Here is a 12704-nt window from a genome sequence, read left to right as displayed (position 1 = left end):
TCAAGCTCAGTAACTCAGGCTCAGTTATTCAAGCTAATTAATGTAAGCCGAACGAGATGTATTGCTTGGGGCTGGAGTCTTCACCTTACTTTTAAAAGATAACGCCGCCTCTTAAAGAGGCGGCAATTTGGGGTGACAATCTTGCTCAAATGCCAGCAACATAGCGGTTAAGCTTATCGTAGTACTTTACTTAAAAACTCTTGAGTTCTGGCCTCTTTAGGCTTGCTAAATAAGGCTTCAGGTTCGCTTTGCTCGACGATATAACCACCATCCATAAAGATCACTCTATCGGATACGTCCCGTGCAAAACCCATTTCATGGGTAACAATCACCATTGTCATGCCATCTTCCGCGAGTGATTTCATCACATCGAGTACATCGCCAACCATCTCAGGGTCGAGTGCTGATGTTGGTTCGTCAAATAACATAAGCTCTGGCTTCATGGCTAACGCTCTTGCAATGGCAACACGCTGCTTTTGCCCGCCAGATAAGCTTGATGGATAGGCATCGGCTTTGTCTTTTAAGCCCACTAGGGTTAGCAATCTATCGGCTTCTGCGCCCGCTTGTTGCTGGTTCATCACACCTAACTTCACTGGAGCTAGCATGATGTTTTGTTTAACTGTTTTATGAGGGAACAGATTAAAGTTTTGAAACACCATACCGACTTTTTGTCTTAACTTGTCAACGCAAGCCCCTGCGGCGGTAATGGATTGACCATCAATGAAAATATCACCTTGAGTTGGTTGCTCTAGTAAGTTGATACAACGTAAAAAGGTACTTTTACCGCTCCCAGATGGACCAATAACGCTGACTACTTCGCCTTTATTAATTTGCTCGCTAATGCCTTTGAGTACTTGGTTGTCGCCAAAGCTTTTATGTAAGTTATTTATTTTAATCACTTTGTTTTAGCCTCGTTTCGAATCTAGATAGCATAAAGGTGAAGATATACGTCAGTAGCAAGTAAATAATGGCACAGGTAAATAGCGGTACGCTGTCTTCAAAGGTACGGCTACGGATAATTTCACCTGCCCGCATTAAGTCGACACCGCCGATAAAGCCAATAACCGCAGTCTCTTTGAGCAATACAATAAACTCGTTACCTAGCGATGGCAGAATGTTCTTAATCGCTTGGGGTAAAATCACTTCTTTCATGGTTGACCAATGCGATAAACCGAGTGATCTCGCCGCCTCCATTTGGCCTTTGTCTACAGCTTGGATCCCGGCTCTGATGATTTCAGAGATATACGCACCACTGTTAAGGCCAAAGGCTATAATAGCTGCAGTGATTTTATCTACATCGAGTGATGCCAGTACGATGAAGTAAAGGATCACTAACTGCACAACCACTGGTGTACCGCGTATCACGCTTACATATAAATTGGCTGGCCAGCTAAAATACCACTTTGATGACATCTTCATTAAGGTGGTGGCAACGCCGAGTACAGAACCCATTATCATGGCAAAGAAGGTAACGATTAACGTGACTTTCAAGCCGTTTAAGATGAGATAGATCCCGATTAAACCGTCTGAGCCAATGGGCGTAAATAAAGAAGAGTTTATTGCATCAATCATCAGTTGCTCACTTCATGTATTTGGTCACAAGGGCATCGTACTCGCCATTGCTTTTCATGGATTTAAGGGTGGTGTTGATACTATTTAATAGCTCTGTTTTGCCTTTAGGTACTGCTAAGCCATAAAACTCGGCATCAAAGTCCAACTTCACCATTTTCAATTGTGGGTTTTTATTCAAAAAGCTTATCGCCGGCTCGCTATCAAATAGTACTAAATCGACTTTATTATTTTTCAGTTCCATTACCGCTTCAAAACCTGTGTTGAAAGCAGTGACGTTCTGGCTATAGGTCTTTGCCATAATGTCGCCAGTTGAGCCAAGTTGTACTGCAATATGCTTATCTTTTAGATCATCAGTGCTGTTGATACTGGTGTTATCTTTATTCACCAACACCAGTTGGGTTGCTTCGTAATATGGTGCTGAGAAGTCAACACTTGCTTGACGCTCAGGTGTGATAGTCATACCTGAGGCGATAAAATCAATTTTGCCCGCGTTTAATGCAACGATGAGTGAGTCAAAGTTCATATTTTCAACTTTGAGGGTCTTACCTGCATCTTTAGCAATTTGCTTAGCTAAGTCGATGTCAAAACCTTTAATCTCATCGCCGCTTACACCACCCACATATTCAAAAGGCGGGAAGGTGGCATTAGTGCCTACTACAAGTACATCATCGCTCTTGCCACAGCCAGCCAATAATAGAACGCTTGCTAACCCTAAACTTACTAAACCTGTCACTGACCGCTTCATCTCAAACTCTCTTAATCAAATTACTTAACTGGTGACGACTATAAACTGACACCAAAATAAATCAATAGTTATTCATAAGTAATGACTAAAAATTCAGTGTGATTTGTTTTTATGGTTAAGGTTTGAACGTTTAGATGCTGCTGTTAACTAGGTATTAACAAAGGTTATGGCTTTGATTTACAGTTTGAGCTGTTGATTAGAATATCAGTAGAAATGAATATTTAGTGAGTTGAGCTGATGCATGTTTTTATCAAGCGCTAGCAATAGTTAGTGAAAACTAAAAAGGGGATTAAGTGGGCGGGATAAGTCAGTAGAGTAACTTATGGTTTAGCCCCTAATAAACCGCTCACGATAATAGGGGCTAACTTCGACTTGGCTAACAATGTGTGCCGAGCGAGGGTTAAATTTTTACACAGGTAAAAATAGCATTACCTGAATGGCCATCCCAAGCCAGAATTTTTTCATAATCATGCTCAAACATATGCACCTCAAAGTAGGGGGCAAGAAGTTGTTTAAGCTCTGCAAAGCTGACGGCAACCATAGGGTGCTCGTCTTGCCATGACTGACTAATGAGATCGGTGGTTTTCTCAATGCTCACTTTGAGTGATTGCCTTTCGCCTTCGCCGCAATAGTCCCAACCTGAGCTAAAGGTAAACTGGCTATTTTCATGTTCTAGTTGATATTGGGCAAACGAGTTGTTCACAATCATGCTTTTTTCGACAACGTTAAAGCAAAAAACACCACCCATGTTGAGTGCTTGATGTGCGCTAGCAATACACTGTTTTAGCTTTTCAATTCCATCGCTATAGTGAATGGAGTATAGAAAACAGGTAATCAAATCCAGTTTTTCATCGACCTTAAAATCACACATATCTTGCAGGCTAAACTCAGCTTCTGGGCAATGTAACTTGGCAATATCAAGCATAGGTTGGTTAATATCTAACCCTTGGCTTTGATAACCATTATCGATGAAATGCCTTACATGTGGACCTGTGCCGCAAGCAAGATCTAAATGACGTTTGCCACCATTACCAAAGAGCTGATGATGTCTGCGAATACACTCGCTTTGTGCAAGATAGTCGATATCAGCACACATTAAATTGTAGTAACTCGATAAGTCAGTATATAACGCGTTGGTTGTTGCAGTTTGCAAGGAAGGTGACCAGTAAATTGGGGTGCGGCATTTTATAGCAATAAGGCGTTTTAGCGATGAGTAATTAAGCGATTTGCGATCTAAATCTCGCTATATTTGTCACTGAAATGGGTTGTTGATGAGTCCTAGGGAGGGAGGGTTTAGCGAGCACATAGTTGTACTCGCTAAAGGGCTAGCAATTTGCTAATGAAGCTTACGCAACAAACTGTAATAGATGTTGTTTTACAGCATCAGATGCGAATGAGTTGTTCGCGCTGATTTTGTAGATAGCCATGTAATCTTGTTCGGTTAAGTTAAATTTCTCTACTGCAAGCTGAAGTTCTTTAGTCATGGTGGTGTCAGACACTGTACGGTTATCTGTGTTAATAGTAACCAGTAAGCCATCACGGTAGAAATCACCAAACGGGTGGCTTTCTAGATTCTCAACCGCCTTAGTTTGCACATTACTGCTTGGGCAGGTTTCTAACGCAACGGCTTCAGCACGCACTAAATCGTACGCTTGTTTGTGGCTGTTAATATGAATACCGTGTCCAATACGTTCAGCGCCTAGTAACGCAATGGCGTCATACACGTTTTGACCTACACCTTGCTCACCGGCATGAATTGTAATGCGGTAGCCTTTTTCTAACGCGTACTTAGCGTAAGGAATGTACTCATGGCAAAAGCCTGGCTCTTCACTTGCTGCTAAGTCGAATGCAACGACACCGTTATCAAGGAACTTAGCACCAGCGTCAATCACATCATTGATGTCATCTTTTGGTAGCACCTTAATAATCGATAGGATGTAGTTACCCTTAATGTTGTATTGGGCTTCAGCTCTGCGCATACCTTTGACAACGCTGCCAATGATCTGCTCAAAGTTAAGGCCTTGCTTACGATGTAATTGTGGGCCAAAACGGACTTCTAGGTACTTCACGTTTTCTTTTGCTGCGTCTTCAAATAGCTCAAACGAAATACGCTCTAATGCCGCTTCTGTTTGCATAACCGATACCGGCAGTGCAAAGCGAGTTAGATATTCATCGAGGTTTGGGCAAGATTCAGGCGCCACCATTAGCGCTTTTATCTCGTCAACGTTATCGCTAGGAATAGCTGTGCCTTGGATTTTAGCAAGGTCGATAACCGTTTGCGGACGTACGCTACCGTCTAGGTGGCAATGAAGATCAATTTTAGGTAGCTGTAGAAAATTCATGAAGCTCTCCTTTATTAAGTGGTTATACCAACTATAGGCAAATAATCATTTATACCTTGCAGCGCAAAATATAAGCAATATTACATAGTTAGCATTACATAAAGTAAAGTCTTCATAATCAAGAGTTTAGGGCTCTTGGTAGAAACTCTCAAACCATATCATTGAGATTATACGAAGTGTTAACGGTCAATATTAGCACTCATTAAGCTAGTTGCGAAAGAGCCTAACAACAAATAAGACCAGAGGATTCATTGGCTGCCTAACACAAAATCTGCCTTAAGCACGTATTTTCTAGCTATTTCGTACGCAGTTGTTTAACCCTAAAGGTCACTAGGCTGAGTTTAGTGGCAATAAGAGATGATTAGAAAAAGATTTTAAAGCCAAAAAGTTAGCGTTACTGCCTTTTGGCTTATTTTTGACTGTTATATGCAGAGCTGAATGCGCTCGGTATTTTTCAAAAATTTGTTACTTCGATTCGCTATGGTGGGCTTGAAGCTTATGGAATAAAACATCTTTTAAGTTAGCGCGTTGTACTTTGAGTTGGTGCATATGTTCGTCATCGGTAGGGCTACCGGCGATTTCTAACTGACGAATATCATAATCGAGTAGGTGGTATTGCTTGGAAAGCTTGTCGAACTCTTGGTCGGTATAGTTCAAATAAACAATGTCTTGTTTAAATTCTGGAAAGTCGAAAATAAGCGCGTGATTTTCATTTAACATAGTTGCTCCTAGACCTACTGAATTGAAATACTGGGATATTCTATTTAAATCTTTTTGACTTACTCATTTGACTATAGCACTGCAATTTAGCACAAAATGAGATCTCTGCAGCTTTTAGCGATGACAATGTTAAAAGCCTAGTATTGATTGTTAACGGTAGGAGTCACTGTTCAATTTCGCTGTTCTTTACAGTCCCCCCCTTGACTATTTTTTGGCTAAATCAGGTTCTATGCTGATGTTCTGTTATCATGCTTGGCATAATAAAAATAAAACATATGCAGTTGGAAATTATGAAAGAATTTATCATTATCGGCGCGGGTCAGTCTGGCTTGTCTATGGCCTATAACTTATCGCAGCATAAAAAAGACTACCTTATTTTAGATGCCAACGAGCATATCGGTGCGCCTTGGCTAAAGCGTTGGGACTCATTGAAACTGTTTACCCCAACCGAATATAACCACTTACCGGGCATGCCGTTTCCGTTCCCAAAAGGCTATTACCCTAATAAATATGAAGTGGCGGATTACTTAAAAAGTTATGCCGATAAGTTTTCGATACCGATTGAATTTAATCAAAAAATCATCTCGGTAAAGAAAGTGAATGGCATCTTTGAGATCACTAGTGCGACGGCAAATTATCAAGCTAAGCAGCTTATTATCGCCACCGGCCCGTTCCATACTCCGTATACACCTCCTTGTCATGCGGACATCGCTAAAGATGTGAAGCAAATTCATAGTGAGAACTATAAAAGTCCGGCTCAACTGCAAGAGGGCGATTGCTTAGTTGTTGGCGCGGGCGATTCCGGCGTGCAAATTTTATCGGAAATCGCCGATACCGGACGCAAAGTACACTTTTCCGGTACGGATAAAATCCCTGCTATTCCGCAGACCTTTTTAGGTAAAACCCTTTGGTGGTGGTTTACTAAGATAGGCTTTTTGTCGGTTAACCGTTATAGCAAAATCGGTCAGTGGTTAAGTAAAGGCGTACAACCGGTAATAGGCACTGATGTGAAGTCTTTGCTGGCAAAAGACAATGTGCTGCATATGGGCAGGACCCTGTCAGCTGATGATTGCAGTATCAAGTTTCAAAAAGGCAGTGTAAGCAGCATTAAGAATATTATATGGGCGACAGGTTTTAAGCCTAACTTTTTTTGGATTGAAGACATCTCGTTCGATGAAATGAACTACCCAAGTAATTATCGCGGTGTGAGTAAAGATATCGATGGCTTGTTTTTTATTGGTTTACCTTGGTTATATACCCGTGGCTCGGCAACGTTAGGCGGGGTTTGGAAAGATGCGAATTACTTAATGACGCATATTTTAGCAAAGCAAGCTGCGTGATTGCTATCAACTGACCTTATCGAACCATTAACAGCATAAACAGTTAATGGATTAAGCGTATTTAGGCTTATGCTTTTTATATTATTACACAAGGGTAATATTGGGTTATTTTGCTTTGAATTCCTCGGAAATACAAAGATTGCCGCTCATTTGGTAATAATCTTTTACCTCTAAGTGGACTTATCAAGATTTTATATCTGCATATAATTGCTCGCACTCAAGCCCGTTGTTCAAGAGTCGAGCTCACAAGGTATATGTTTATATCGCATTTTGATTGAGCGTCTAAATAAACATTTAGAAATCGATAGTTCAACGATTCAAGTTACCCAAATACCTATTTATGTTGATTATGATTTCTAAATTATTGAGTTTATTTAAAAGTAAAAAAACCGTTAAAGTTCTTATTCACCCTGCAGTGGATAATGGCATTTTTACCGAATTACCTGTTTTTACAGGAGGGACATTAACCTGTCACTGTAAGAGTAAGCCGGTAAAAGTAAAGTTGGCCTCCCAAACAGCACATAACCATGTATGCGGCTGTTCTAAGTGCTGGAAGCCAAAAGAGGCGTTGTTTTCACAAGTCGCTGTAATTTCGCGTGATAATCTAGAAGTTATTGCGAATGAAACTAAGCTTAAAGTTGTTGATTCTGAGGCGGCTATTAATCGCTATGCCTGTAAAGATTGTGGCGTCCACATGTATGGCCGTATACATAATGAAGCCCACCCTTTCTTCGGTCTTGATTTTGTTCATACCGAATTAAGCAAGCAGGCAGGTTGGGCTGAGCCAAAATTTGCTGCGTTTGTATCATCTATTATTGAGTCGGGAACAGAGATTGAAAGTATGCCTGCTATTCGTGAGCGTCTAACGACGCTTGGCTTAGAGCCTTACGACTGCTTATCCCCAGATCTTATGGATGCTATCGCAACCCATGTAGCTAAAAAGGACTAACTCTCCTATCATCGCCATACCTATGACAATTTTGGTTGTAGGTATGGTTTTTATCTGCAATCTTGCCCATAAGTTGTTTTTTATCTGACAACGGGTTTTACAGTCAAATATATAGAACCTATAGTTAATGGGTATTGAGTTAACTAAGTGTGTTGCCTGTATGCCTTTTTGACTTAATAAGCAATTGATAAAAAAGTTTTATTTTACAGGTAACCGCAGCTATAAGTGGGGTTGTCTATGACTTCTTATAAAAGTAAGGCGCAGTTATTTCCTTCGTTTCATTTACTGGATGATTTTAACCAGTTTCAACTGCAAGGCGGGTTTATCAAAACCTTAGCCGAAAAAGATTTACGCCTGCACGCACCTACGTCTGTCGATACCGATACATTATTAAATGCCCCCTGCGTGAGTATTTATGATGCGCCAGCCCATATTACATCAGCTGATTTACAGCAGCACTTTTGTGGTAAAAGTCTTGATGATGAGTCCATCAGCCATCAAATATTTAAGAGCCTTGTACCCGTTAGTCACCTTTCAGAAAGTCGACATCAAAGACATTATCAACTAGTCGCTTTTTTAGAAGAGCAGCAACAAACCCCAATCGCTTTTGTCACCTTTAATATAGGCCTACTTGATTCTTGGTATGCCGATGGCAATACCTGTGATGATCGGCATGTGGGCGTGTGTTGTTACTTACTTTATGCTTATGTGGTACCAGAAATGCGACACAAGGGGATCAGCAGCTGTTTGTTTCATCTTATCTCTAATTTATTCTGGTCACAGTTGCAGTTTGTCGATGCTCAGGCTCAGGCGCATAATCTAACTATGGTGCCTTTAGTATATGAAAGTACAGCGGCTAAAGGCGCTGAAGGATTAATGCTGCAACTTGAAAGAAATATAAATCAGTATAAGGCGTTATTGCTGAGTGGTGATGACGCCACAGGCATGATTAAACCTTGTATGAGTAATGTGAGCTAGGGCTGTGAATTTAGCCTTTGAGATTCGCTTTTGAGTTTAGGTTAAGCTTACTAAACTGAACAGGTAAGCTGCCTAGCAAACTACGTTGTTTTCTATGTTAAGCCCCTTATTCAGGGGCTTAATTTTTGCTTTAATTACTCTGGATTCAATTACTCTGGGTCATAGTCCAACACTGGCATTAGCCAGCGCTCGGTTTCCTCTATGCTCATGCCTTTACGGGCGGCATAATCTTCGACTTGATCACGACCAATATTAGTTACGCCAAAATAGCGCGACTTAGGATGAGCAAAGTACCAACCAGAAACCGCAGCCGTTGGGAACATGGCGTAGCTTTCGGTGATATTAAGGCCGATAGTTTCATCAGGCTTTAATAAGTCCCACAGCAGGCCTTTTTCAGTGTGATCTGGGCATGCTGGGTAACCAGGAGCTGGGCGAATACCTTTATATTTTTCACGAATAAGTGCTTCGTTATCCAGTGCTTCATCGGCTGCGTAACCCCAAAACTCTTTACGTACGCGTTCATGCATACGCTCGGCAAAGGCTTCGGCTAAACGGTCGGCTAAACACTTAAGCATAATCGCGCTGTAGTCATCGTGGTCAGCTTCAAAACGAGCTACATGCTCATCAATGCCATGACCCGCTGTGACTGCAAAGCCGCCCATGTAATCGGCCACACCACTGTCTTTTGGCGCAACAAAGTCGGCTAAACAGAAGTTGTCGTTACCAACACGTTCAATCTGCATCCGTAGGTGATGAGTCGTCAATTCAAGTTCGCTGCGGCTTTCATCTGTGTACAGTTCAATATCGTCATGGTTAACGGTGTTAGCTGGGAACAAGCCAATAACCGCTTTCGCAGTAAGCCATTTTTCACTGATGATTTTGTCTAGCATGGCTTTGCCGTCGCTAAACAGCTTACGCGCCTCAATGCCCACCACTTCATCTTCTAGAATTCTTGGGAAGTGACCATGCAGCTCCCAGCTTCTAAAAAATGGTGTCCAGTCGATACGTTCAACTAAGTCTTCTAGCGGGTAGTCATCAAACACTTGGCGGCCAAGTTGATTAGGCACAAATGGGCTGTAGTTTTGCCAGTCGTGCTGGCAGCGGTTTTCACGCGCGGCTTCAATCGAGGTGATCTCTTTGCGCTTGGTTTGCGACAAACGTTTTTCGCGCATCATATCGTATTCGGCATAAGCCTCATCGATAGTCGCTTGGCGAGTGTCGTTATTGATGAGTTTAGATACCATAGGCACGGCGCGCGAAGCATCGGCAATGTAGATAGCACCTTCTGGTGAGTGTGGTGCAATCTTGACTGCGGTATGAATTTTAGAGCAGGTAGCGCCGCCAATAATCGATGGAATGGTTAAGCCTGCTTTATGGAAGCTCTTAACGTTATGCACCATTTCATCAAGGCTTGGGGTAATGAGGCCTGACATACCGATAATATCGACGTTTTCTGCAGTAGCGACTTCAATGATTTTCTCAACTGGTACCATTACGCCTAAATCGATGACTTCGTAACCGTTACAAGCGAGTACTACGCCAACAATGTTTTTACCAATATCGTGCACATCGCCTTTTACGGTGACCATTAAGATCTTACCGTTTGACTGACCCGCAACTTTTTCTAGTTCAATGTATGGGTTTAAGTAAGCCACGGCTTTTTTCATCACTCGAGCTGATTTAACCACCTGAGGTAGGAACATTTTGCCTGAGCCAAAGAGATCGCCAACTATGTTCATGCCGTCCATTAACGGCCCTTCAATTACATCTAGTGGGCGCGTTGCCTGTTGGCGCGCTTCTTCGGTATCTGCATCGATATAGTCGGTAATGCCTTTTACTAACGCATGGGCTAAGCGCTCATTAACCGGCTTAGTACGCCATTCTAAATCTTCTTTTTTGACGGTTTGGCTACCATCACCACGGAATTTTTCGGCAACTTCTAATAGCAGTTCGGTGTTGTTGGTATCGGCCACAGTGCACGGTAAGTTTTGCACAATGGCTTCAACGCGCGCTTTTAGCTCTGGGTCGATATCGTCATAAATGGCCAGCTGACCGGCGTTAACAATACCCATGTCCATGCCAGCTTGAATCGCGTGATACAGGAATACCGCGTGGATTGCTTCACGCACCGGGTTGTTACCGCGGAACGAGAACGACACGTTTGATACGCCGCCTGAGATCATCGCGTGTGGCAAAGTGCGTTTTATCTCTGCGGTGGCTTCAATAAAATCCACGGCGTAGTTATCGTGTTCCTCGATACCGGTAGCAATGGCAAAGATGTTTGGATCGAAAATGATGTCTTCTGGCGGGAAGCCGACTTTATCGACCAATACATTATAAGCGCGGGTACAGATCTCGACTTTACGCGCTTTAGTATCAGCTTGGCCGACTTCATCGAATGCCATCACAATGGCAGCGGCGCCATAGCGTTTTACTAAGGTCGCTTGTTCGATGAACTTCTCTTCGCCTTCTTTTAGCGAAATTGAGTTAACGATGCCCTTACCTTGAATACACTTAAGGCCTGCTTCAATCACCTCCCATTTAGAGGAGTCGATCATAATTGGTACGCGTGAGATATCAGGCTCTGAAGCGATTAAGTTAAGAAACTTGTGCATGGTTTCAGCGCCATCGAGCATGCCTTCATCCATGTTGATATCGATGATTTGTGCGCCGCTCTCAACTTGCTCACGGGCAACTGACAGCGCTTCTTCATATTCGCCGGTTTTAATTAGGCGCAAAAACTTAGCCGAACCAGTGACGTTGGTACGTTCACCCACGTTTAAAAATAGCGAGTTGGCATCAATAGTTAGCGGCTCAAGCCCTGATAGACGGCAAGCAACAGGAATGTCTGGCAGCACACGGGCTGAGTGCTTAATTACCGCTTCACGAATAACGCGGATGTGATCAGGCGTGGTACCACAGCAGCCACCAATAATGTTTAAAAAGCCTTCTTCGGCCCATTCTTGAATGACTTCTGCCATCTGCTCTGGCGTTTCATCGTAGCCACCAAATTCGTTAGGCAGGCCAGCGTTAGGGTGGGCAGAGACATAACATTCAGAAATCTTAGATAGCTCTTCAACATAAGGGCGCAGCTCGGTTGGCCCTAATGCACAGTTAAGGCCGATAGATAAAGGCTTAACGTGGCGCAAAGAATTATAAAACGCTTCAGTTGTTTGGCCGGTAAGGGTACGACCTGAGGCATCAGTAATGGTGCCAGAGATCATAATCGGCAGGCGGAAACCTTGCTGATCAAATACGGTTTCTATGGCAAACAGTGCCGCTTTAGCATTAAGGGTATCGAAAATGGTTTCAACCATAATTAAATCTGCGCCACCAGCAATCAACGCATTAATCGATTCAATGTAGGCTTCAACTAGCTCATCAAAACTGACGTTACGATAACCTGGATCATTAACATCTGGGCTGATTGAACAGGTACGGTTGGTCGGACCCAGAACACCTGCTACATAGCATTGACGACCGGTTTCGGCTTCGACTTCATTTGCCGCTTCGCGGGCAAGACGGGCACCGGCTAAGTTAATCTCGGCAGAGTGCGCCTGCATGTCGTAATCGGCCATGGCGATACGCGTGGCGTTAAAGGTGTTGGTCTCAATAATGTCTGAGCCGGCGAGTAGATAATCTTTATGGATCTGCTTAATCGCCTCAGGTTGCGTCAGCACCAACATATCGTTGTTGCCTTTTACATCGCAATGCCAATCTTTAAATGGTTCGCCACGAAAGTCTTGCTCTTCAAATTTGCGATCTTGGATCATGGTGCCCATAGCACCATCGAGAATAAGGATCCCTGCTTGAAGCTTTTGGGTAAGTACTGCTAACACCTTTTCGGCAGTGTCTTGAGTGTGTGCTACTGCGCTCAAGGCATGTGTTGGGGTACAGGTTGCCATAGATAATTCCTACCAGTTCGCAAATCGTTATTTTTGTAATTTATGCATCATGCCCATTATTTTTGATTAAATCGCCTGTTGATTTAAGCGATACCTTATTTGTTTGGACATTTATACGTATAGACGTCCATAATACGTGAGGCTTACTCTAAA

At 42.7% G+C, this 12704-nt stretch carries 10 protein-coding genes and 1 riboswitch; of the genes, 3 read left to right on the top strand and 7 right to left on the bottom strand.

The features are described from left to right. Positions 1-173 precede the first annotated feature (173 nt). The 6 genes from L2748_RS06450 to L2748_RS06425 all read right to left on the bottom strand — a co-directional run bounded on the left by L2748_RS06450 (position 174) and on the right by L2748_RS06425 (position 5379). Entirely contained in the window at positions 174-899 is a 726-nt protein-coding gene (locus tag L2748_RS06450) for an amino acid ABC transporter ATP-binding protein (RefSeq protein ID WP_220780248.1), read from the bottom strand. Further along, positions 892-1572 (bottom strand): amino acid ABC transporter permease, encoded by a 681-nt coding sequence (locus L2748_RS06445; protein ID WP_220780247.1) that lies wholly within the window; start codon positions 1570-1572, stop codon positions 892-894. Before L2748_RS06445 ends, L2748_RS06450 begins: the two co-directional genes overlap by 8 nt. Positions 1573-1579: 7 nt before the next feature. Beyond that, positions 1580-2317: a basic amino acid ABC transporter substrate-binding protein gene (locus tag L2748_RS06440; RefSeq protein ID WP_220780246.1), complete on the bottom strand. Its 738-nt coding sequence runs from the start codon at positions 2315-2317 to the stop codon at positions 1580-1582. Between the two features lie 400 nt (positions 2318-2717). After that, positions 2718-3413 carry a class I SAM-dependent DNA methyltransferase gene (locus L2748_RS06435; protein ID WP_220780281.1) on the bottom strand — a complete coding sequence of 232 codons (696 nt, stop codon included), beginning with the start codon at positions 3411-3413 and terminating at the stop codon, positions 2718-2720. Between the two features lie 250 nt (positions 3414-3663). Continuing rightward, entirely contained in the window at positions 3664-4659 is a 996-nt protein-coding gene (gene add, locus L2748_RS06430; protein WP_220780245.1) for an adenosine deaminase, read from the bottom strand. A gap of 95 nt (positions 4660-4754) precedes the next feature. Further along, positions 4755-4854: riboswitch (purine riboswitch) on the bottom strand. 270 nt (positions 4855-5124) lie between these two features. Then, on the bottom strand, positions 5125-5379 hold the full coding sequence (locus L2748_RS06425; RefSeq protein ID WP_220758746.1) for an HP1242/YdcH family protein: 255 nt from the start codon (positions 5377-5379) through the stop codon (positions 5125-5127). Positions 5380-5669: 290 nt separating this feature from the next. On the opposite strand from L2748_RS06425, the gene L2748_RS06420 reads away from it, so the two are divergent. The 3 genes from L2748_RS06420 to L2748_RS06410 all read left to right on the top strand — a co-directional run bounded on the left by L2748_RS06420 (position 5670) and on the right by L2748_RS06410 (position 8646). Next, complete coding sequence (locus L2748_RS06420) at positions 5670-6719, top strand: flavin-containing monooxygenase (RefSeq protein ID WP_246616108.1); 1050 nt, start codon at positions 5670-5672, stop codon at positions 6717-6719. Between the two features lie 349 nt (positions 6720-7068). After that, entirely contained in the window at positions 7069-7668 is a 600-nt protein-coding gene (gene gfa, locus L2748_RS06415; RefSeq protein ID WP_220780243.1) for an S-(hydroxymethyl)glutathione synthase, read from the top strand. A gap of 237 nt (positions 7669-7905) precedes the next feature. Further along, positions 7906-8646, top strand: a complete 741-nt coding sequence (locus tag L2748_RS06410) for a hypothetical protein (protein ID WP_220780242.1) — start codon at positions 7906-7908, stop codon at positions 8644-8646. A gap of 149 nt (positions 8647-8795) precedes the next feature. Here L2748_RS06410 and metH read toward each other — a convergent pair whose 3' ends face one another. Further along, a complete protein-coding gene (gene metH, locus L2748_RS06405; RefSeq protein ID WP_220780241.1) occupies positions 8796-12551 on the bottom strand; it encodes a methionine synthase in 3756 nt (1251 codons plus the stop codon). Positions 12552-12704 lie beyond the last annotated feature (153 nt).

Origin of the sequence: Shewanella sairae, assembly GCF_023283535.1 — a bacterium.
In the GTDB taxonomy this organism is placed as follows: Bacteria; Pseudomonadota; Gammaproteobacteria; order Enterobacterales; family Shewanellaceae; genus Shewanella; species Shewanella sairae.
The sequence above is the reverse complement of the archived record's forward strand: the minus strand, read 5'-3'. Positions and strand labels throughout refer to the sequence as shown.